At 74.2% G+C, this 20,554-nt stretch carries 17 protein-coding genes; 2 read left to right on the top strand and 15 right to left on the bottom strand.

The features are described from left to right. Positions 1-30 precede the first annotated feature (30 nt). A complete protein-coding gene (locus tag OG711_RS09585; protein ID WP_073789685.1) occupies positions 31-1,425 on the bottom strand; it encodes an FAD-dependent oxidoreductase in 1,395 nt (464 codons plus the stop codon). A 27-nt stretch (positions 1,426-1,452) separates the two neighbouring features. Continuing rightward, entirely contained in the window at positions 1,453-2,499 is a 1,047-nt protein-coding gene (locus tag OG711_RS09580; protein ID WP_329559063.1) for a DUF4349 domain-containing protein, read from the bottom strand. A gap of 182 nt (positions 2,500-2,681) precedes the next feature. On the opposite strand from OG711_RS09580, the gene hemG reads away from it, so the two are divergent. Beyond that, positions 2,682-4,157 (top strand): protoporphyrinogen oxidase, encoded by a 1,476-nt coding sequence (gene hemG, locus OG711_RS09575; RefSeq protein ID WP_329559062.1) that lies wholly within the window; start codon positions 2,682-2,684, stop codon positions 4,155-4,157. A gap of 4 nt (positions 4,158-4,161) precedes the next feature. Next, the gene (gene hemQ, locus OG711_RS09570) at positions 4,162-4,881 is read left to right on the top strand and encodes a hydrogen peroxide-dependent heme synthase (RefSeq protein WP_073789689.1); all 720 of its coding nucleotides are present in this window, start codon (positions 4,162-4,164) and stop codon (positions 4,879-4,881) included. Positions 4,882-5,017: 136 nt separating this feature from the next. Here hemQ and OG711_RS09565 read toward each other — a convergent pair whose 3' ends face one another. From OG711_RS09565 to zapE, 13 genes are all read right to left on the bottom strand, one after another. Then, a complete protein-coding gene (locus OG711_RS09565) occupies positions 5,018-6,742 on the bottom strand; it encodes an alpha/beta hydrolase (RefSeq protein WP_329559061.1) in 1,725 nt (574 codons plus the stop codon). 355 nt (positions 6,743-7,097) lie between these two features. Further along, complete coding sequence (locus OG711_RS09560) at positions 7,098-7,931, bottom strand: TIGR04222 domain-containing membrane protein (protein WP_073789691.1); 834 nt, start codon at positions 7,929-7,931, stop codon at positions 7,098-7,100. Positions 7,932-8,459: 528 nt separating this feature from the next. Then, a complete protein-coding gene (locus tag OG711_RS09555; protein ID WP_073789693.1) occupies positions 8,460-9,587 on the bottom strand; it encodes a TIGR04222 domain-containing membrane protein in 1,128 nt (375 codons plus the stop codon). Positions 9,588-9,594: 7 nt separating this feature from the next. Further along, a complete protein-coding gene (locus OG711_RS09550) occupies positions 9,595-10,959 on the bottom strand; it encodes a DUF692 domain-containing protein (protein WP_405674805.1) in 1,365 nt (454 codons plus the stop codon). A gap of 436 nt (positions 10,960-11,395) precedes the next feature. Then, positions 11,396-12,157 (bottom strand): DUF4142 domain-containing protein, encoded by a 762-nt coding sequence (locus OG711_RS09545; protein WP_329563715.1) that lies wholly within the window; start codon positions 12,155-12,157, stop codon positions 11,396-11,398. Positions 12,158-12,393: 236 nt separating this feature from the next. Then, entirely contained in the window at positions 12,394-13,263 is an 870-nt protein-coding gene (locus OG711_RS09540) for a hypothetical protein (protein WP_329559059.1), read from the bottom strand. 176 nt (positions 13,264-13,439) lie between these two features. After that, positions 13,440-14,198 (bottom strand): peptidyl-tRNA hydrolase, encoded by a 759-nt coding sequence (locus tag OG711_RS09535; RefSeq protein ID WP_329563713.1) that lies wholly within the window; start codon positions 14,196-14,198, stop codon positions 13,440-13,442. Between the two features lie 191 nt (positions 14,199-14,389). Continuing rightward, entirely contained in the window at positions 14,390-14,584 is a 195-nt protein-coding gene (locus tag OG711_RS09530; protein ID WP_073789702.1) for a hypothetical protein, read from the bottom strand. A gap of 23 nt (positions 14,585-14,607) precedes the next feature. Beyond that, positions 14,608-15,525 (bottom strand): polysaccharide deacetylase family protein, encoded by a 918-nt coding sequence (locus OG711_RS09525; RefSeq protein WP_329559058.1) that lies wholly within the window; start codon positions 15,523-15,525, stop codon positions 14,608-14,610. Positions 15,526-15,696: 171 nt separating this feature from the next. Further along, entirely contained in the window at positions 15,697-16,386 is a 690-nt protein-coding gene (locus OG711_RS09520; protein ID WP_073789706.1) for an alpha/beta fold hydrolase, read from the bottom strand. 202 nt (positions 16,387-16,588) lie between these two features. Further along, positions 16,589-18,130, bottom strand: a complete 1,542-nt coding sequence (locus OG711_RS09515; RefSeq protein WP_073789708.1) for a SulP family inorganic anion transporter — start codon at positions 18,128-18,130, stop codon at positions 16,589-16,591. Positions 18,131-18,419: 289 nt separating this feature from the next. Further along, positions 18,420-18,914, bottom strand: a complete 495-nt coding sequence (locus tag OG711_RS09510) for a hypothetical protein (RefSeq protein WP_073789709.1) — start codon at positions 18,912-18,914, stop codon at positions 18,420-18,422. A 528-nt stretch (positions 18,915-19,442) separates the two neighbouring features. Beyond that, the gene (gene zapE, locus OG711_RS09505) at positions 19,443-20,537 is read right to left on the bottom strand and encodes a cell division protein ZapE (protein ID WP_266507324.1); all 1,095 of its coding nucleotides are present in this window, start codon (positions 20,535-20,537) and stop codon (positions 19,443-19,445) included. Positions 20,538-20,554: the final 17 nt, after the last annotated feature.

The following is a 20,554-nucleotide window of genomic DNA, read 5'->3' as shown; positions in this document are numbered from 1 at the left end:
GCCCGTGCGGCGCGAGAACGGGACGGCGGCTCACCAGCCCGCCTCCCGTACCGCCCGGACCGCCTTGCGCGCGGCGACCAGTACCGGGTCCCACACCGGGGAGAAAGGCGGCGCGTACCCCAGGTCCAGGGCCGTCATCTGCTCCACGGTCATCCCGGCGGTCAGCGCCACCGCCGCGATGTCGACCCGCTTCGCCGCGCTCTCCCGGCCCACGATCTGCACCCCGAGCAGCCGTCCCGTACGGTGCTCGGCCAGCATCTTCACCGTCATCAGCTGCGCCCCCGGGTAGTACCCGGCCCGGCTCGTCGACTCGATCGTCGCCGTCACGAAGCGCAGGCCCACGGCCCGCGCGTCCTTCTCCCGCAGACCGGTCCGCGCGATCTCCAGATCGCACACCTTGCTGACCGCCGTCCCCACCACCCCGGGGAACGTCGCGTAGCCGCCGCCGACATTGGTGCCGATGATCTGACCGTGCTTGTTGGCGTGCGTGCCGAGCGCGACATGGCGCTCCTGGCCGGACACCAGGTCCAGGACCTCCACGCAGTCGCCGCCCGCCCAGATGTCGTCATGGCCCCGCACCCGCATCCCGAGGTCGGTGAGCAGCCCGCCGTACGCGCCGAGCGGCAGTCCCGCCGCCCGCGCCAGCCCGGTCTCCGGGCGGACGCCGAGCCCGAGGATCACCACGTCCGCCGGGTACTCACCGTCCGCCGTGACCACCGCCCGGACCTGTCCGTCGTCCCCGGTGCGGATCTCGGTGACCTCGGTGTCGTTGACCATCGTGATGCCGAGCCAGCTCATCGCGTCGTGCACCAGCCGGCCCATGTCGGGGTCCAGCGTCGACATGGGTTCCTTGCCGCGGTTGACGACGGTGACCTCGTAGCCCCGGTTGATCATCGCCTCGGCCATCTCCACGCCGATGTACCCGCCGCCGACGACCACCGCGCGGCGTCCCGGGGTGCCCTCCAGGGTGTCGAGGAGGGCCTGGCCGTCGTCCAGGGTCTGCACCCCGTGCACCCCGGGCGCGTCGATGCCCGGCAGCGGCGGGCGCACCGGACGCGCGCCGGTCGCGATGACGAGCTTGTCGTAGCCGGTCCACTCCTCGGTGCCGCGCCCCGGGCCGTCCAGGACCCGGCTGCGGACCCGGCGCCGCTCCGGGTCGATCGCCACGACCTCGGTCCGGGTGCGCAGATCGATCGCGCGCTCCCGGTGCTCCTGTGGTGTCCGCGCGATCAGCTCGTCCCGCTCGGACACCTGCCCGCCGACCCAGTACGGGATGCCGCACGCCGAGTACGAGGTGAAATGGCCCCGCTCGAACGCCACGATCTCCAGCTCGTCCGGGCCCTTGAGTCTGCGCGCCTGCGACGCGGCGGACATGCCCGCCGCGTCGCCGCCGACGACTACCAGCCGCTCCCTCGAATCGCTCATACGAACACGCTACGTGGAACGGGTGTTTCAGTGGTCGCCGCCCTGCTCCGGGGCCTGCGCGGTCTCCGGGGCCCGGGTGGGCGCGGCCGGGGCGCCCACCGGGGCCGGGACCCGGACCGGTGCGGGGGCCGCGGCCGTCGCCCGCCGGGCCCGCAGCGGGCGCGCCAGCCACCGCCACAGCACGAGCAGCGCCAGCGCCAGGGCCAGGAACGGCAGCGCGGTGCCGAGGGCGACCGAAAGCCAGCGCAGCATGGACAGGAACGCGTCCCAGCCGTCGGCCACCGCGCCGGGGAACCCGTCGTCGCCGCCGTCCTCGGCCGGGGCCTCGGTGAGGGACAGGGTGACCGTCGCCATCGCCGTGCGGTTCTTCAGCGATTCCCGCTGGGCCAGCAGCGACTCCAGATCGGCCTGGCGGCTGCTCAGCTCGCCCTCCAGGGTCACCACGTCGCTGATCCTCGTCGCCCGGTCCATCAGCTCCCGGATACGGGCGACGCTGGCCCGCTGGTTCTTGAGCCTGCTCTCGACATCGACGACCTTCTCGGTGACGTCCTCCGCCTTCGTGTCGCGGCTGAGCAGCGTACCGGCGTCGCCCAGCTTCTTGAGGAGGTCGTCGTACCGGTCCTGCGGGACCCGCATCACGATCGTCGAGTGCTCATGGCCCAGGTCGTCGCGGTCCGTCGACTCGTCGCCGATCAGACCGTCCGCCGCCCGCACCGCCGAGCGCGCCATGACCAGCGCCTTCGGCACATCCTCGACCCGGACGCTCAGCTCCGCGGTCCGGATGATCTCCCGGTCGGTGAGCTGGTCCGCCCTGAGCCCACCGGCGGACTTCCCGTCCCCGTCCGCCGGGGCGCTCCGGTCCGCCTTCTCGGCGGCCCCGCCGCCCGCGCCCTCGGCGGACGGCGCGTACGCCTTGGCGCTGCCCGACTCGCCGCTGTCGCCCCCGGTGGAGCACCCCGCGAGGCCCAGCGACGCGGCGAGCAGGACGGCGGCGACGAGCCGGGTACGGGCGCGACGCGCTCCGCCCGGGTGTGCCGTGACGCGGACCCGGGCGGGTCCTGGGATCGTGTTCATGTCGTTCTCCCCCGAGCGGTGGCCGGTTGCTGACATCCCTTCGACGCGGCGGACCCCCCGGACGATGTCGCCGTCCGGTCCCGAACGGATCACGGTCCGGACTCGGCGTGCCTCCCGCGATCGGCACGCGCCGCGAGCGGCCTCCGGCCTCGTCCGGCCGGGGCGTTTGAGAGAGTGGGGGCATGCGCGCAGAGCACCTTCCGTCCGGCCCGTCCCCGCGTCACTTCGCCGTCGTCGGAGGCGGGATCAGCGGGCTCGCCGCCGCCCACCGGCTGCTGCGCGGCGGCGCCCGGGTGACCCTGCTGGAGGCGTCCGGGCGGGTCGGGGGAAAGCTGCTCCCGGGTGAGATCGCGGGCGCCCGCGTCGACCTCGGCGCCGAGTCGATCCTGGCCCGCCGCCCCGAGGCGGTGGACCTCGCCCGCGAGGTGGGCCTCGCGGACCGGCTCCGGCCCCCGGCCACGGCCACCGCGTCCCTGTGGACCCGGAACACCCTGCGGCCCATGCCGAAGGGCCATGTGATGGGGGTCCCCGGCACCGCCGACGCCCTCGCGGACATCCTCTCCCCGGCGGGCCTGCGCCGCGCCGCCGCCGAGCACGAACTGCCGCCGCTGGACCCCGACAGTCTCGGCGAGGACATCGCCGTGGGCGCCCTCGTCGCCGCGCGCCTCGGCCGCGAGGTCGTCGACCGCCTCGTGGAACCCCTCCTCGGCGGGGTCTACGCCGGGGACGCGTACCGCATCTCCCTGCGGATGGCCGTCCCCCAGCTCTTCGAGGCCGCCCGCACCCACCCCTCGCTCACCGACGCCGTCCGCGCGATCCAGCGCCGCGCCGCCGCCCACCCCGACCCGGGCCCCGTCTTCCTCGGTATCGAGGGCGGTGTCGGCACCCTCCCGCTCGCCGTCGCGGACGCCGTACGCGCCCTGGGCGGCGACATCCGCCTCGGCGCACCCGTGACGGAGCTGCGCCGCACCCCCGACGCCCGCTGGCGGATCACGGCCGGGGACCAGGTCCTCGACACCGACGGGGTCGTCGTCGCCCTGCCCGCCCCCGCCGCCGCCCGGCTGCTCACCGACCGGGCCCCGGCGGCCGCCGCCGAACTGAACGCCGTCGAGTACGCCTCCATGGCCCTGGTCACCCTCGCGTACCGGCGGGACGCCGTACGGCTGCCCGCGGGCAGCGGCTTCCTCGTACCGCCGGTCGACGGGCACACCGTCAAGGCGTCGACGTTCGCCTCCCAGAAGTGGGAGTGGATCGCCGCCGGGGCCCCGGAACTCCTGGTCGTACGGACCTCCGTCGGACGGTACGGCGACCAGGCCGACCTGGCGCGCGACGACAGCGAGCTGGTCGCCCTGTCCCGCGGTGATCTGCGGGACGCCGTCGGCCTCACCGCCGAACCGGTCGCCACCCGGGTCACCCGCTGGGACGACGGGCTGCCCCAGTACCCGGTCGGCCATCACGCCCGGGTGGCCAGGGTCCGCGCGCGACTGGCCGCTCTGCCGGGCCTCGCCGTCTGCGGCGCCGCCTACGACGGCGTCGGCATCCCCGCGTGCGTGGCGAGCGGACACGCCGCCGCCGACCTGGTCGCGGCGGACACGGCGAGCACCGGACACCTCAGGAGGCACCCGGTGCCGAGCCGTCACGGCGGCGCGGGAGAATGAGGACATGAGCGACGACGCCCCCGCAAGGACACCCAACCGCGGCAAGCTGGCCAAGGACCTCAACGAGGTCATCCGCTACACGCTGTGGTCCGTCTTCAAACTCCGTGATGTGCTCCCCGACGACCGCACCGGCTACGCCGAAGAGGTCCAGGAGCTGTTCGACCAGCTCGCCGCCAAGGACGTCAAGATCCGGGGCACGTACGACGTGTCCGGGCTGCGCGCCGACGCCGATCTCATGATCTGGTGGCACGCCGAGACCGCCGACGAGCTCCAGGAGGCGTACAACCTCTTCCGCCGTACGCGCCTCGGCCGCGCGCTCGTGCCGGTCTGGTCGAACATGGCACTGCACCGTCCCGCCGAGTTCAACCGCTCGCACATCCCGGCGTTCCTCGCCGACGAGACCCCGCGCGACTACGTGAGCGTGTACCCGTTCGTCCGCTCCTACGAGTGGTACCTGCTGCCGGACGACGAGCGCCGCAAGATGCTCGCCGACCACGGCAAGATGGCGCGCGGCTACCCGGACGTCCGGGCCAACACCGTCGCGTCGTTCTCCCTCGGCGACTACGAGTGGATTCTCGCCTTCGAGGCCGACGAGCTGTACCGGATCGTGGACCTGATGCGTCTGCTGCGCGCGTCCGAGGCGCGGATGCACGTCCGCGAGGAGGTCCCCTTCTACACGGGCCGCCGCCGCAGCGTCGCCGAACTCGTCGCCGGGCTCGCCTGACCCTGCCCTTGCCGCCACCATGCCGTCCGCCGGTCTCCGCGACGGCGGCACCGGGACGCCGTGGTGGCGTCGGCCCCGGGGCGTCATGGTGGCGTGAGGTCCGGCGGTCCCTGCCCCGGCTTTCCGGCGGGGCGTCTCAGCGGTGTTTCGCGGCGCGCGGGGCCAGCGGGCGGGGTTCCGGGTGGGCGGCGCAGTCCGTGTCCTCGGCGGGTACCTCGCCGGTCAGCAGATAGGCGTCGAGGTGGGCGTTGACACAGGTGTTGGGGCCGCCCCCGACCCCGTGCTGACCGGCGCCGCGCTCGGTCACCAGACGTGAACCGCCCAGTCGGCGCCGCAGCTCCACCGCCCCCTGGTACGGGGTCGCCGCGTCGCGTTCCGCCGCCAGGATCAGGGTCGGGGCCAGCGACCCGGCGTCGGCCCTGATGTCCAGCGGCTGCCGCTGGGGCGCTGTCCAGAACGCGCACGGCAGATTGGCCCACGCGTTGTCCCAGGTCTCGAAGGGCGCGGTGCGCGCGAGCGCGGTGTGGTCGTCGTCCCAGACCCTGAAGTCCGTCGGCCAGGGCGCGTCGTTGCACTCGACGGCCGTGTACACGGCGTGCGAGTTCTCCGCCTCCACCGCGGCCTCCGCGACCGGCGTTGCCTGCGCGATCAGCAGTTCCGGTTCGCCCTCGCGGTACGCGGCGAGCGCGGCGGCCCGCATCGGCCAGTAGTCGTCGTAGTACGCGGTCCGCAGGAACGCCGAGTGCAGCTGGCCGGGGCCGACCTTGCCGCCCGCCGGCTGTGCCGCGACAGCCGCCCGCACCTCCTCGTACGAGAGGCGCACGGCGTCGGCGGTCCGGCCCAGTCCGTAGACGTCGTCGTGCTTCGCGACCCAGGTCCGGAAGTCCTCCCACCGCCGCTCGAAGGCCGTGGCCTGGTCGAGGTTGTTGCGGTACCAGATCCGCTCGGGCCTCGGGTCGACCGCCGAGTCGAACACCATCCGGCGCACCCGCTCGGGGAACAGCGTCGCGTACAGCGAGCCGATGTACGTCCCGTACGACGCGCCCATGAACGTCAGCCGCGGCTCACCGAGCGCGGCCCGCAGGACGTCCAGGTCACGGGCGTTGTTGAGGGACGTGTAGTGCGCCAGCGCGTCCCCGGCCCGCCGCGCGCAGCCCCGCGCGTACGACGTGGCCTCCGCGACGCGTTCCTTCTTGTACGAGGGCGAGGGGTCCGCGGGCGCGTGGGTCGGCGCCTTCAGGAAGTGCCTGGGCTCCTGGCAGGACAGCGGCGCGGAGCGGCCCACCCCGCGCGCGGCGTAGCCGACCAGGTCGTACGCGGCGGCGATGTTCCGCCAGGCGGGGACCGCCCCGACCAGCGGGAAGTACATTCCGCTGGCGCCCGGTCCGCCCGGGTTGAAGACGAGCGCGCCCTGGCGGGCGGCCGGTTCGCCGTCCGGGGTCCGGCCGGTGGCCCGTACCCGGCTCACGGTGAGGGTGATGCGGCGGCCGTCCGGGTCGGCGTAGTCGAGCGGGACCTGGACGGTGCCGCATTCCACGGGCGCCTCCAGGTACTCCTCGGCGGCACACGCCCCGAACCGGATGCCCTCGTCGGCGGCACGGGCGGCGGCGGCCCTGGTCCCCGCGTTCTCCCGAGCGGTGAGGGCCCGAGTGTCGGCCCGGGCGTCGGCCTGGGCGTCGGCCTGGGCGTCGGCCTGGGCGTGGGCCCGGGTGTCGGTCCGGGGCGCGGCGAGGGGGCTCGCCGCCGGGGCGGGGGCGGGCGGCCCGGGGCCGCCGGGCAGGGCCGACACGCCGGTGGGCGCGACGGCCAGCGCCGACAGGACCAGGGACCCGGCGGCGCCCCGGAGGGCGGCTGCTCTCATCGCGCGCTCCTGCGGGAGAGGTTTGCCGTAAAAGCTGACAAGAAAGATGTTTCGTTCGGTGATGCGCGTTGTAAAGCACCCGGCCCCGGATGTCGGCGCAATGACTCCGATGCGCGGGGTCGCGGGGGCCGAGGGGACGCGGCGGCCGAGGGGGTCGGGGGTGTCCCGTCGGGTGCGGGACACCCCGGGTGACCGTGGGCTCAGGCGCCCACCGGGTGCGCCGGCAGCTGGACGGGCTGACACTCCCGCGTGACCGTGGGCTCAGGTCAGGCGGGCGTGCGGGCGTGAGTGCCCGCGTCCCGCCCGACCTCACCCGACCTCGCCCGACCTCGCCCGACCTCACGCGAGACGGGCGTCAGCGCTCGCGCTTCGCCGTGCCCCGGTCCGGCCCGTCGCGTCCGTCCCGGCGCGCACCCGGGACGTCCTCCCGGTCGCCGCGCCGGTCGGGACGGGCGAACGCCGCCTCAAGGTCCGGATCGTCCACGGCGGTGACCCCGCCGAGGGCCACCGCCGTCAGATACGTCCGGTCGTCACCGGCGGACCGCGACGACAGCCCGCCCAGCAGCCGGTGGCCCGAGGCGGACGCCCAGCGCGTGTACGGGTACGCCTCGACCCGGGCGATCAGCAGACAGCTGACGATCAGCAGCAGCGGCAGCGCGAACCAGGCCGGTTCGTCGCCGCCGGAACCCCGTGGGGCCGTGGACAGGGCCAGCGCTCCGAGCACGAGAACGGCGAACAGCGCGGCCCGCACCTGGCGGACCGCCTCCGCGACCGTGCCCCGCGCGCTCTCCGGCACCGCGAGTCCCGCCGCCACCAGCCGGTCGGCGAGCACCCGCACCGGGTCGCCGACCGCCGCGGCCTCCCGGACCGTGCCGATACGTGACTGTCCGTCAGGGCCGATCGCCCCCAGGACGGAACGCTCCAGGGCGTCCCGGCCGCGTGGGTCGATCACGGTCGCCCAACCGGTGTGGGCGAGCAGCAGGCGTCTTTGACGCGCCATCGAGACCATGGCGACATCGGCGACGCGATAGGGACCGCCTGACAGGAACGCGGCCTCATAGACCGTCAGCCGGTGCCCACGAGGGATGGGCGCGCCCTCGGCCGCCGCCGCGCGGACGGCCGCGCGGCAGAGCCTGGTGCACGAGATGCCGGCCACCGCACAGGCCGACAGGAAGAAGAGCCAGAACATGGCGGTTTTCTATGTGACCGAGGTGGGTAACCGCCATGACTTATCCGCGATGTGGACCGGGTGTTGCCACGCTGTGACGTGTCGGTCGCCATCAGCTGTCGTCTGGAGGGCATCGCCGCTCTGTCGTCCTGCCCTGGGGACCGGATCAGGTACGCGCACCCCGACCGGCACTCTGCCGCGATCGGCGTATTCGCCACCGGCCGTTCGCAGGTGACGCGGGTCGACGCGGCGGGGGAGGGGCACCAGGACGAACGGCTGACCTGGCGGTGGCCACGGCCCGCCGCGGAGCCGTCGCACGACGGGTCCGGCCCTGCCCCCCGTCCCCTTCGTGGGCACCCCTCATACGAGGATGCGAGGCGGCCCTGGCCGGTTCCCCGGTCAGGGCGGCGCTCGCCCGTCCCTCGGGTCTCGCGTACGTACCTCTGTGCCGGGTCGTCCTCGTGCGGTGCCGGGCGGTCTCGTGCGGTGCGCTCCGTCCCGGTGTGTCCGCCCGCTCCGCGCGTCGCCCGGCCCACGCCGCCTTGGCCGTTACGAGGAGCCGCCTCCGCAGCTCGATCCGCCGCCACCGCAGCTGGAACCGCCGCCACCGCCCCCGCAACTCGATCCGCCGGAGCTGGAACCGCCGCAGGAACTCCCGCTCCCGCAGCTCGATCCGCCGCCGTAGCCGCTGCCCCCGTGACCGGCGCCGGACCCGCCCGACCAGGGACCCGGTGCGGGCACATCACCCCAGCCCCAGTCCGCGCCGTCCACCCGGCCGGCTGAGGCACCGCGTCCCGGACCCGCCCCGCACCACACGGTGGGCACCGTCGCCCAGTACGCGATGTCCGCCCCGGTGGAACCGGCACCCGCACCGCCCCCGGTCCGCAGCGCCGCCGTTCGGGGCACCGTCCGGGGGAAGGTCGCCCGGGCGCACAGCACGGTGCGCAGTGTCTCGTCCTCCAGGAGGTACGCGCTGCGCGCCGCCACCGTGTATCCCGGGTCGGCCGATCCCCAGCCCGCCGTGCGGTAGCGCTCCAGCGACCGGCGACCCGCCGGGGTCAGCAGGTTCTTGGCCCGCTTGCCGTATCGCCACATGGCGACGACGGCCAGGACGAGTGCCGGAGTCGTGGTCAGGAGCAGCGGCGGTGAGTGCCAGCCCGTGGTCCACAGCGCGAGCTGGAGGACGGTCAGCGGAATGCTCGCCATGAACGCCAGGAACGCGACGAAGAGGTGCGCGGCGAGCCATCCCCGTACGGGACGCAGCCGGGCCGGTCGGGCGATCAGCGCCCGCTCCGCGAGGTCGTCGCCCATCGACTGGACGGCCGGGCTGCGTGTCACCACGCCCCGCACCCAGGACAGGTCGCCGCTGGGCGCTGCCGCGCAGGCGTCGAGCACGGCCTGTTCGACGGGGTGCCGGGCCTCGGCGCGGCGGACGGCGACGATCCCCGGCAGTCCGACGGCGAGGCGTCCGTCCTCGGCCATCGTGGCGATCGCCGCGTCGGTGGTCCGGCCGGGACCTCCGGCGAGGAACGCGGCCTCCAGCGTTCCGACCGGCACGTCGTTTCCCGTGAAACGGCCGGCGCGGGCACCGCGCGTCTTCCCGACCGCCACCAGCAGCAGGGCGAGCAGCACGCTGTAGAGCCCGGCGGTGATCAGCCAGGGCAGGGTGGTGGGCATCGTCCCGTCACCCCCTGCCCGGCACGGAGCGGGTGACCGGGCGGGGCCGGGACGGTCCGGCGAACCGTGCCGGAGCCCTGAGCCGCGCCGCCCGTACGAGCCGGGCCAGCCGCCGTCCGGACGGCGGCTTCGCCCCCGAGCGTTCGAGCCACCATTGCGTCAGCAGCCTTCGGGTCCGTGGGTCCCCGGGCGCGTGGTCCAGCAGCAGGTGTTCGGCGAAGCCGAGCGCGTCCCGCCGGTATCCGCCGGTCATCGGCCGCGCGTGGGCGTACGCGACGAACGCGGGCCGGTACGCGGCGCCCAGGATCTCCGGCAGCTCCGGGGCGACCTTCGCGATGATGTCCGCCCGCTTGGCCAGCAGCGCACGGCTCTGTACGGCGAGCCGTGCCCGGTCGAAGCCTTCCGGGACCGGGGTCCCGGCGACCAGGGCGGACAGCAGCGCCGCCTGCGCGAGCCCGACGCGCTGCCGGGCGGCGTCGGAGACACCGGAGGCACCGGAGGCACCGGAGGTACCAGGGGTCTCGGAGGCGGCGGCGTCGGAGACGTCGGTGGCGGTGGCGGTGGCGGTGATGGGGTTCGGGGGCGGGGGGAGGACGGTGGCGGTCGCGCGGGCCTTGACCACGGCGGTGCGGATCGACGTCAGTTCGCGTTCCAGTTCGTGGGCCGCGGGGAAGTCTTCGTCGCGTTCCAACAGGACCCCGGGCGGGTCCACTCGCGAGGCCAGGTCGCCCAGGATGTCCAGGACCGCGTCCGGGACGGGGTGGGCGTGGCTGTCGTGCCACACGCCGTCCCGCTCGAAGCCGCCCGCCACATGCACGTACGCGATCGCCTCCACGGGCAGCTCGTCCAGGGCCCGCGCCGGGTCCTCGCCCCGGTTGACGTGGTTGGTGTGCAGATTGGCCACGTCGATCAGCAGCCGGACGCCGGTGCGCTCGACCAGCTCGTACAGGAACTGGCCCTCCGTCATCTCCTCGTGCGGCCAGGAGATCAGCGCCGCGATGTTCTCCACCGCGAGCGGTACCGGCAGCGCGTCCTGGGCGATGCGGATGTTCTCGCACAGGACGTCCAGCGCGTCCCGGCTCCTGGGCACGGGCAGCAGATGCCCCGCCTCCAGCGGCGGCGACGCGGTGAGCCCGCCCCCGGCCCGGACGAACGCGATGTGCTCGGTGACGAGCGGCGAGCCGAGCGCCTCGGCCCGTGCGGCCAGCTCCGCGAGGCGGTTCTCGTCGGGCCGGTCCGCGCCGCCGAGACCCAGGGACACACCGTGCGGGACGACCGTGACCCCGCGCGCCCGCAGCCTCAGCAGGGACTCCGGCAGATGACCCGGGCAGAGGTTCTCGGACACGGCCTCCACCCAGTCGATCCCGGGCATCCGCTCGACCGCGTCGGCTATCTCGGGACGCCAGCCGATCCCGGTCCCCAGCCGGGTGGCGCTCCGGGCGAGTCCGCTGCCGGTCCGCGTCCGCCGGGCGGCGGCGTCCCGTGCCGCGGGCTGTGCGAGCGCTGCGGGCGGTGGGAGCGCCTCGGGCCGTGAGGCCGCTGTGGGCCGTGAGGTCGGTGCTGGTCCTGCCGTCGGTGTGATGGTCATGTCCCCCTCCTTCGATGAGCCGCGCACGCCCCGCCCGTACCGTGGATGGGTCGTGCTCCGGCCCGCCCCCCTCCGGGCGGGTGTGCCGCCCGCGGGTGCGGGACCGTATCCGCGACCCCGGCACTCGGGAGCGCGCGGCGGTACAAGCGGACGCGGCGGCGCGTGCAGGGGTCATGGCCCTGTCGCGCGCCGCCGAATCCACGGAGGAGGATGTTCAGAGCTAGTTTTGAGGTTCCGCCCGGTCCGTGTTCACGGTACCCGGGGCGGTCGCGGAGGGCCGCGAGGTGGTGGAGATGTCCCCGCCGGCCGTCACTCCGGGCGCGGGCGGGGCGATCCCGCTGGGCGGGGGAGGCCCGGTGGGACTCGCGGTGGCGGTGGCCGCGCCGTCGGCGATCGCGTCGAAGTCGACCAGCCCTGTGTTCTCCAGCACCGTGATGTGGTCGAGCACGGTCTGGTTGGCGTCCGTCGCGAGCTGGCGCACCAGGGTGTTGCGGGTGCTGTCGCGGACCTGGGCGACCAGCGCGAAGACCTTGCCGTGCGCGATGCGCAGCAGGTTCACGAAGTCCCTCTGGTACTGCTCCCCCGTCGCGTCGGTGAGCCGGCGGAGCCATGCCTGCTGCTGGTCGTTGGGCTGGTTCGGCAGGGCGACGTTCAGCTGCGCGGCGACCTCGCGGACCCGGTTGTCGAGGTCGGTGTGCCCGACGACCAGATGGTCCCCGGCGGTCCTGATCGACTCGGTGGGCGCCCGCTCCAGCGCCTGCTGCCCGGCGGGCAGTTCCCAGAGCCCGGCGAGCCGCACCCGCACGATGAAGTCCCGGTCGGTGGCCGTCAGCGGCCCCCACTGCGTGGCCACGGTGCCCGCCGCGAGGTTCGCCCGCGGGGTCCCCGAGCGGTCGGCGTACGACCACACCGGGTAGGCCAGCGCGGCCAGGGTGGCGACGAGCGCGCCGATGATGAGTGCTGTGCCGTTGATACGCCGCAGCAAATGGACCTCCTGGAGCGACGGTGCTTCACGCGTGGGGACGCGCGGGATACCCGGATGAACCGCCGGCCGAACGGGCGGGGCCGACCTGCTTCGTGACATGGGGACGTACGCAGCCGGGAGCCCGTCCGTTCAACGTCGGCCCTGCGGAGCGGAGCAGATCGGTCCGCTGTGGCCGAACTGCCGGTGCGTGACCGGATGTGCCCTTGGGCCGGGCGTTCGCCCGCTCCGGCCCCTCAGTCGGCCAGGCAGATTCCCAGGCCGAGCAGGGGGAGCAGCCTGGAGTCCAGGCATCTCTCGCCGACCGGAACGGGACCCGGCGGGGTGGACGGCGCGGGGGCGGACGGCGCCGGGGAGCCGGACGGCCGGGGGGAATGCGGCGGAGTCGTGCCCGGCCGCGTGGTGGGTGCCGGGCTGCCGCCGCCGGACCCGCCGCCCGCCGCTCCGCCCGGCGCGCCGCCACCGCTCCCGCCACCGCTCCCGCCACCGGGACCACGGCCCGCGGCCCCGCCGTCCACCGCACCCGGCCGGTCCCCGCTCCCGCTTCCGCCCTCTCGCCCCGGACCGCCTCCCGAGGTGTCTCCCGGCCCTCCGGCCTCCGCGGCATCCGGGGTGTCCGGGGTGTCCTGGGCGTGCGGCCCTTCCGCCCCGTTTCCCGGGGTGCTGCCCCCGGCGGACCCGGACCCCAGGGCGCCGTCCTCCGTACCGGTCGGCCGGTGCGCCCGCGTCCCGTCACCGGGTGACACCGAGCCGCGCCGGTCCCCGACGCTGTCGGTGTCCGGTCGGGACGGAGCGGCCACGTCCTGCCTCGGAGGGGGCGTCTCCGCCGGTGCGGCGAGGGCCGTGGGCCCCCGGCCCCACCGTTCGGCGGTGGCACCGGCGTGCGGCCGGTCCATCCACGACAGTGTCGTGGCCGCGACCGTCACGGCCACGGCCACCCCCGTGAGCGCCAGCGCCCTGACCCCGCGTGAGAGCCGCCGGGGCATCGCGTGCGCGGGCCCACCGCCGCGCCGCAGGTCCCGCAACTGCCGCAGCAGCAACACCAGAACCAGCACCAACGCTCCGAGCACCCCGACGAGCAGGATCTCCAGCACGACACTCCCCACGCTTCCCCACCCGTGGCACCCGGCGGTCCGTGGACACACCGGTCACCACCCCGACCCGCCCGACGATGCCGCGCGCCGCGCACGATCCGAGTGCGATCCTACGGATGGTGACGTAAGCGTTACGTTACGTGTCGAACGTGCGTCCAGGAGGTCCCGCGTACGGGGGGAGCGGCGCCCTACTGGTGAGCTCCGAACCCCCGGTGCCCCTCGGCCACCACCGTGTCGCTCGGCGCGATCTCGGTGAACCCGGCGTCCCGCACCACCGGCAGTCCGCTCGTCACCAAGGTCCGCCACCGCTCCGGCCCGGCGATCCGCACGGACAGCGGGAAGCCCGCGGCCCGCCACGCCTCCCGTTCCGCGTCCGACTGGTCCCACCACGCGAGCTGGGCGCCGTGTCCGGCCTGCGCCATGGCCTTGCCCGCCGTCAGGGTGACCTCGGGGCTCATCCACAGCACCGGCGCGCCGGGCGCCGGTTCCCCCGGCGGCTGCGGGTCCTCCAGTTCGGTCCCCGAGACCTGGAGCCGTGCCAGATCCTTGGGCCAGCCGTCCAGCGGCACCGGCGGGAAGACCCGTACCTGCGCCGACTTCCCGGTCACCGTGATCCCCGGCAGCGCCTCGGCCCGCCGCCACTCCGCGCCCCGTGCCCTGCGCACCACCTTGCGGATACGCGCGTCCTGCCACAGCCGGACCGCCTCGGCCCACTCGCCGTCACCCGTCGAGCGCGGATCGCTCAGCATCAGGAGCACCGATCGGGCGGCCGTCTCCAGCGCGTCGGTCCGGCCCGGCGGATCGGCCCGCTCCAGCTGCACGACCATGGGCAACACGAACTGCGGCGCTTCGTCCCGCCCGGTCGGCTCGATACGGAACGGACTCTCCTGGCCCTCGGGCCGGCTCTCCTGGCTGCTCACCCGTCCAGTCTGCCAGCCCCGGGACATCCGCCACCGGCCCCCGGCGCGGGCGGTCACCAGGCCGCGCGACGCCCCGCCCGGCCACCCCGTGGACCCTTCCGGGCGCCGACCCGTGACGGTCGCCGCCCCCGCCCGCACGGCACCCCGGTCGCCTCGCCCGCCCGACCGGCCGCAACCCGGTCACCACCAGCCGTAACCCGGTTCCGGCCAGCCGGTACTCAGCCCGAGCAGGCCGAACGCTGCGCCTCGTGCCACTCGCACACCGGGCAGAGCGTGATCCCCTTGTGCGTCTCGGGGTACTCGGTCCGCTCCCGGCACAGCACACACTCGGCGTACTCCACCTCGTCCCCGTCCGGTACGGGAGCGGAGGGGACCGGCCCGGAACGTGCGGGTCGCGCGCGGTACTCGTCCATACGGTCAGGGTAGGCGGACCCCCTCACGGCCGGGCGGGCGCGTCCGGGCCGGCCGTGTCCGGGCCGTTCCCCGTACCCGTCGGCCCGATCAGCTCCGACACCTTCACGAACCGGTACCCGCGCTCGCGCAGCTTCGGAACCACCTCCCGGATCACCCGCTCGGTGGTCGGGGCCGCGCTCCTCGTGCAGTGCAGGACGACCACCGAACCCGGCCGCACCCCGCCCAGCACCTCCTGTGCCACCGCGCCGGCGTCCGTGGCGAAGGCGTCGCCGCCCACCACGTCCCACTGCACCGCCGTCACACCCGCCGGGACGAGTGCCTTGAGCGCGCGATCGTCGTAGCAACCGCCGGGGAACCGGAAGTACGGCATCGGGTCGGGGACACCGACCTTCCGGAAGGAGGCGTAGGCCCGCTCCACATCCGACCGCATCCGCTCGGGCGGCACCGTCGGCAGGCCGTAGCAGTCACCGGTGAAGGCGTGATGGCTGTACGAGTGGTTGGCGACCTCGAACAGCGGATCACGGCCGATCGACCGTGCCTGGTCCGGATACTGCTCGGCCCACCGGCCGGTCATGAACACCGTCGACGGCACCTTCAGGCCCCGCAGTGCCGCGATCAGCCCCGGGTTGTCGAACTGCTCCCCGGCGGCGGCCCTCGGTCCCTGATCGGCGGTCATATCGGCGTCGAACGTGAGCGCGACGGTCTTGCCCAGGTCCCTGGAACCGTTCATGAACACCGGGGTGAGACCACCCGGACCCGGTGCCAGCGTGGGGACCCGGGAGGGCTCGGCGGCGGGCGCCGGTGACACGGTGGACGACGACACCCCGTTCCGGCCCGCCCGCTGAGCACCCTCGGCTCCGCACCCCGCGAGTACGGCACAGACCAGCCCGAGGGCGGCGACCTCGCGCACGCCGACGGCTCTACGTACGGAAATGATCATTATCCGAACGTATAGTCAGATAAGCATCACGCTGTGATCATCCGGACCGGCGGAGTGATGTCCCGTCGAACATCACCCGCTTACCGTCACTGCGGGTCCTTGCCGCCCTCGGAACCCGCGCCGTTCCCGCGTTCCTTCCGGCCGGTCAGCGCCCCCTGTGCCCGCGGATCCTCAGATCCAGCCGTCCAACGACGCCATGAACCCGTCGAAGTCGTCCCGGTGGATGCTGTGCCCCGCGCCCGGCACCGTGCGTATCTCGAACCCTCGTGCCGTGAGGTCGTCCCTCAGCTCGGCCGGCACCAGTTGGCTCGGGTCCGCGAGCTGGATCAACGACCTGGTGACCGCGCGTTCCGGTATCCGGTCCACCGCTCCGTCCCCTGTCAGGACGAGCGTGGTGTCCGGGTCCCACGCCCGCAAGGTCGCCAGCTCGATGTCGATGTCCTCCGCATCCCACCGGGGGGCGAGCATCTCGATCCGGGCCCGGTCCGCGTGCTGGAACTCGCGCATCGCGACGGGGTCCACCCGCGTGGTGCCGAGCGCCCAGGCGGGGTCGGAGTACACGGCCCGTGCGGGCGCGAGCCGTTCCACGGCCAGCGACAGCACCAGCCCGCCCAGTGAGTGACCCAGCGCCAGCTCCACTCCCGCTGGCACGCTCTCGACCAGGTCGTCGGCGAACGACGAGGCGTCGTACGCGCCCCGCCCGCTCGCTCCATGACCACGCAGATCGACACCGATGACCCGGTAGCCCCGTGCCGCGAGGGCCGGACCCACCTTCCGCCATGTCCGGTGGTCCGACATGATCCCGTGCACGAGTACGGCCACCCGATCGCCCGTGCCCCACTCCTGGCTGTGCAACTTCACGGCGACGCCCCTTCCCTGATGAACCCTTGGTGCCGCCTGCGGGAACGGCACGCGCTCCCCATACGTAACACGGCGCCCTCCCTCCCGAGGAGTGCGTCCGAGCAGCTGATCGTCCGCACGGGGGAGGTGTTCGTCACGGTGTCCGGGCGCGGAGCGGGAGCGGCACCCGCCGTCCGACGGGTGCCGCTCCCGGGCGGGACGGTCAGATACGGCCGCCCGTCGATGTCACCGTCACACGCTCCGGACCGCAGGCGCTGTGCCGTGCCGACCAGTTCTCCAGCGCGGTGCGGCACGCGTGGTCCAGATGGTGCAGACCCGACAGGTCCAACTCGACGGGCCGGTCGCTCGGCAGGGACTCCAGGGTGTCGAGGATGCGGGGCAGCCGCAGGAACGTCGCGTTGCCCGACAGCCGGGCCCGTACGGGACCGCGCCCGGTGTCCTGGACCTCCAGGCGTACATGCGACGCCTCCCAGGCGGTCTTCGCCACCGCGAGGGCCAGCCCGATGAGTACCCCTTCGAACATGCTGATGGCGACGATCGACACCGCGGTCACCCCGAGGATCACCACCTCGCCCCGGTGATCACGCCACAGCGGCGGAAGCGACCGCAGCGGGACCAGCTTGCCTCCGGCGTGCACCAGCACCGCCGCCAGCGCGGGCAGGGGGATGAGCGCCAGCGCGCCGGGCAGCAGCGCCGCGAAGAGCAGCAGCCATACGCCGTGCAGCACCCGGGACGCCTTGGTGCGCGCCCCCGCCTGCACATTGGCGGCGCTGCGCACGATCACCGCCGTCATCGGCAGTGCGCCGAGGATCCCGCACACCGTGTTGCCGACGCCCTGGGCCATCAGCTCCTTGTCGTAGTCGGTACGCCGTCCCTCGTGCATCCGGTCCACCGCCGCGGCGCTGAACAGGGACTCCGCCGAGGCGATCAGGGTGAACGCGAGGACCGTGCCGAGGACACCGACGCTGACCAGCGACGCGAAGTCGTCGGCGCCCGGCAGCCGTACGGAGTCCAGGAGTCCCTTGACCTCCACCATGGCCACGGGCAGGGAGAGCGCCGCCGTGGCGATCGTGGCGAGGGCGACGGCCGCGAGGGGGGCGGGAACGACGCGCACCTTCGCGGGCAGCCGCTTCCACAGCACCAGTACGGCGATCGTCCCGGCACCGAGCAGCAGGGACGCCCGGGGGCCGGGGGAGCCCAGGGCCTCGATGAGCATGCCGGGCAGTCCCGCGATCTTGTCGAGACCGGCGGCGGGGGCCTCGGCGCCCGTCAGGGAGTAGAGCTGGCCCGCGATCAGCACCAGCCCGATCCCGGCGAGCATGCCCTCGACCACGGACACCGAGATGGCGCGGAACCAACGGCCCCAGCGCAGTGCGCCCATGAGCAGTTGGAGCAGTCCGGTGGCGAGGACGATGACTCCCAGCGCGGCGAGCCCGTAGGCCCGCACGGCCTCCAGGACGAGCACGGTGAGGCCGGCCGCCGGACCCGACACCTGGAGACTGCTGCCGGGCAGGGCGCCCACGACGATGCCGCCCACGATGCCGGTGACCAGGCCGAGTTCGGCCGGTACGCCGGAGGCGACCGCGACGCCGACGCACAGCGGCAGCGCGACCAGGAAGACGACGAGCGAGGCGGGGAGATCCTGCCTGAGGGCGGAGAGCCCACGGCCGGTGACGGGGGTGGGGGCGGGACCCGGGGGTCCGGCGGAACCAGGACGGCTGACGCGTCCTTTGAGGGTGTTCATGGGTATGCCTCCTGCGCGCCGGGTGGGCGCGTGGGTCTTGCGTGTGGGGGAAGTCGTGCGAGGGATCGGACGGGGACCGTTCGTACCGTGCGGGCCGCGTAGGGAGACCCGGGCACGTTTCGCCGGAGCCCCGACGGCACCCGACGCACGGGCAGGCGCTGTCGTGGTTCGGGAGGTGATCGCAACCGTGTGCTTCCGCCCCGCCTGCCCAACGACGGGGCGGGCGATTCCTGGGCGGAGTTGCTCCGTTCGAGTGATCAGCCGTGGCCGGACCCGTCCGCGGGAACGCTCAGCAGCGGAAGACCTGGAGCTCCGACGGACATGTGGTGGGTCTGAGCCGGACGGCGGTCCGGTCCGTGGCGCCGACCGCCTGCGGCGGCCGGACGGCGGGCACCGACCCGAGCCGGTCCATGTCCGGCGGCAGCTGCGGCGCGGCTTCCTCGCACCGGTACCGGTCACGGGCCCGCAGCACCGGCGCCGGTTCCTCCACCGGGTGGCGGTGCCGCAGCCGGTCATGGACGGGGGTCGACCAGACCAGACGGGTGGCGCGCGGGCGCACCAGGGCCCGGCTCCCGCTGTCGGCCGCCTCGGTGGGTGTCTCCGCCTCGGCGACCGTGGCGGAGACGCCGTGCACGACGGCCGCGGAGGCCGCGGGCGCCGACGCCGTGGGCCGTTCGGAAGAATGTGCGATCGCCAACGGGGAGACGGGCGTGAAGAGGTGCAGGGCGAGCAGCAGGGCGGCGAGAGCGGTCGGCAGTATCCACGCGAACGGGCTGCGCGTCATCTGTCCACCTCCCCCTTGGTCCCTGTGGCACCGGTCTAGGAGCGTCGGCGGAACGGAGCGCCGGCGTCCGTCGACCTCAACGGTCGGGAGCGGGCGCCGCGTTCCCTTCGGCAACGACCACGTTAGCGGGCTGACCGCCTGATGTGGTTACCGAGACGTTGCGGGGAGGTGATCGACCGGAAATGATCAGATGGAGGAAGGTGATGACCGAAACAAGGGGGCGCGACCCTCGGTAACGCGCCCCTGCGCACCTTGATACGCCTCAGGGGACGAGTGCGCCCCCCGCCACGTGCCCGCCCTCGCGCATCGATTCAGCCGCCCGGACAGCCGCCCGGTGCGGACGTCGCGCAGCCGACGGGTGCGGACGACACGCTGCGGACCATCGGGCGGTGCCCGCCGCCCGGAACCGCCGCCACCCGGAACCCACCGCCCCGGAACCCCGGAACCCGCCGCCGTCCGGTCGCCGTTCACCGCCCGGAACCGGCCACCGTCCGCCCCGGGCAGGATCAGCACGGGGCCGACCGGCCGTCAGTCCTCGACCAGCGCCTTCGCGTCACGGGCCAGCGCGGTGAGCCGCGAGATGGCCCGGAAGTACTTCTTGCGGTATCCGCCGTTCAGCATCTCCTCGCTGAACAGCTGGTCGAACGGCAGCCCGGACGCCAGGACCGGGACCTCGCGGTCGTACAGGCGGTCGGCCAGCACCACGAGCCGCAGGGCCGTGGACTGGTCGGGCACCGGCTCCACCCCGGTCAGGCATACCGCCCGTACCCCGTCCGTCAGCGCCCCGTACCTGCTCGGGTGCACCCGGGCGAGGTGCTTCAGCAGATGCGGGAAGTCGTCCAGCGACGCACCTTCGGTGGCGTACGCCGCCTTGGTCACCTGTTCGTCCGAGTACGGTGCCGGAGCCTGCGGCAGCCCCCGGTGGCGGTAGTCCTCGCCGTCGATGCGCAGGGGCCGGAACTGGGCGGACAGCCCCTGGATCTCCCGGAGGAAGTCCGCCGCGGCGAAGCGGCCCTCGCCGAGCTTGCCCGGCAGCGTGTTCGAGGTCGCCGCCAGCGCCACCCCTTGTTCGACCAGTTTGCCGAGCAGGGTGGACACGAGGACCGTGTCACCGGGGTCGTCCAGTTCGAACTCGTCGATGCACAGCAGCCGGTGCCCGCCGAGCGTCCGCACCGTCTGCTGGAAGCCGAGGGCCCCCACGAGGTTCGTGAGCTCCACGAAGGTGCCGAACGCCTTCTGTTCGGGTGCCGCCGGGGTGGCGTGCCACAGGGAGGCCAGCAGATGCGTCTTGCCGACGCCGTAGCCGCCGTCGAGGTAGACACCGCGCGGTCCCGCCGGGGCCGCGGGCTTCGTCCGGGTGAACCATCGCCGTCGGCCGGACCCCGTCGCGTGGGCGCCCCCCAGGCCCGCGGCGAAACCGCTGAGCACCCGCACCGCCTCGGTCTGGCTCGGCTGGTCCGGGTCCGGTACGTAGGTCTCGAAACGGACCGAGTCGAAGCGTGGCGGCGGGACCATCTCGGCGACCAGACGGTCCGCCGCGACATGGGGCTCGCGGGCGCACAGGGACTGCGGAGCCAGGTCGGCTATGGGGCTGCGGCCTGCGGAGGCGGGGGATGACGACACGATTCCCCACTCTATGC

This window comes from Streptomyces uncialis (assembly GCF_036250755.1).
Classification (GTDB): Bacteria; Actinomycetota; Actinomycetes; order Streptomycetales; family Streptomycetaceae; genus Streptomyces; species Streptomyces uncialis.
Note: the sequence above shows the minus strand (reverse complement) of the source record. Positions and strands in the feature narration are given on the sequence as shown.

Bases quoted from the DNA above. Each gene is read 5' to 3' on its own strand.
- OG711_RS09585 (WP_073789685.1), bottom strand. From the start codon at position 1,425: ATGAGCGATTCGAGGGAGCGGCTGGTAGTCGTCGGCGGCGACGCGGCG.
- OG711_RS09580 (WP_329559063.1), bottom strand. From the start codon at position 2,499: ATGAACACGATCCCAGGACCCGCCCGGGTCCGCGTCACGGCACACCCG.
- hemG (WP_329559062.1), top strand. From the start codon at position 2,682: ATGCGCGCAGAGCACCTTCCGTCCGGCCCGTCCCCGCGTCACTTCGCC.
- hemQ (WP_073789689.1), top strand. From the start codon at position 4,162: ATGAGCGACGACGCCCCCGCAAGGACACCCAACCGCGGCAAGCTGGCC.
- OG711_RS09565 (WP_329559061.1), bottom strand. From the start codon at position 6,742: ATGAGAGCAGCCGCCCTCCGGGGCGCCGCCGGGTCCCTGGTCCTGTCG.
- OG711_RS09560 (WP_073789691.1), bottom strand. From the start codon at position 7,931: ATGTTCTGGCTCTTCTTCCTGTCGGCCTGTGCGGTGGCCGGCATCTCG.
- OG711_RS09555 (WP_073789693.1), bottom strand. From the start codon at position 9,587: ATGCCCACCACCCTGCCCTGGCTGATCACCGCCGGGCTCTACAGCGTG.
- OG711_RS09550 (WP_405674805.1), bottom strand. From the start codon at position 10,959: ATGCCCGGGATCGACTGGGTGGAGGCCGTGTCCGAGAACCTCTGCCCG.
- OG711_RS09535 (WP_329563713.1), bottom strand. From the start codon at position 14,198: ATGTCCCGGGGCTGGCAGACTGGACGGGTGAGCAGCCAGGAGAGCCGG.
- OG711_RS09530 (WP_073789702.1), bottom strand. From the start codon at position 14,584: ATGGACGAGTACCGCGCGCGACCCGCACGTTCCGGGCCGGTCCCCTCC.
- OG711_RS09525 (WP_329559058.1), bottom strand. From the start codon at position 15,525: ATGATCATTTCCGTACGTAGAGCCGTCGGCGTGCGCGAGGTCGCCGCC.
- OG711_RS09515 (WP_073789708.1), bottom strand. From the start codon at position 18,130: ATGAACACCCTCAAAGGACGCGTCAGCCGTCCTGGTTCCGCCGGACCC.
- OG711_RS09510 (WP_073789709.1), bottom strand. From the start codon at position 18,914: ATGACGCGCAGCCCGTTCGCGTGGATACTGCCGACCGCTCTCGCCGCC.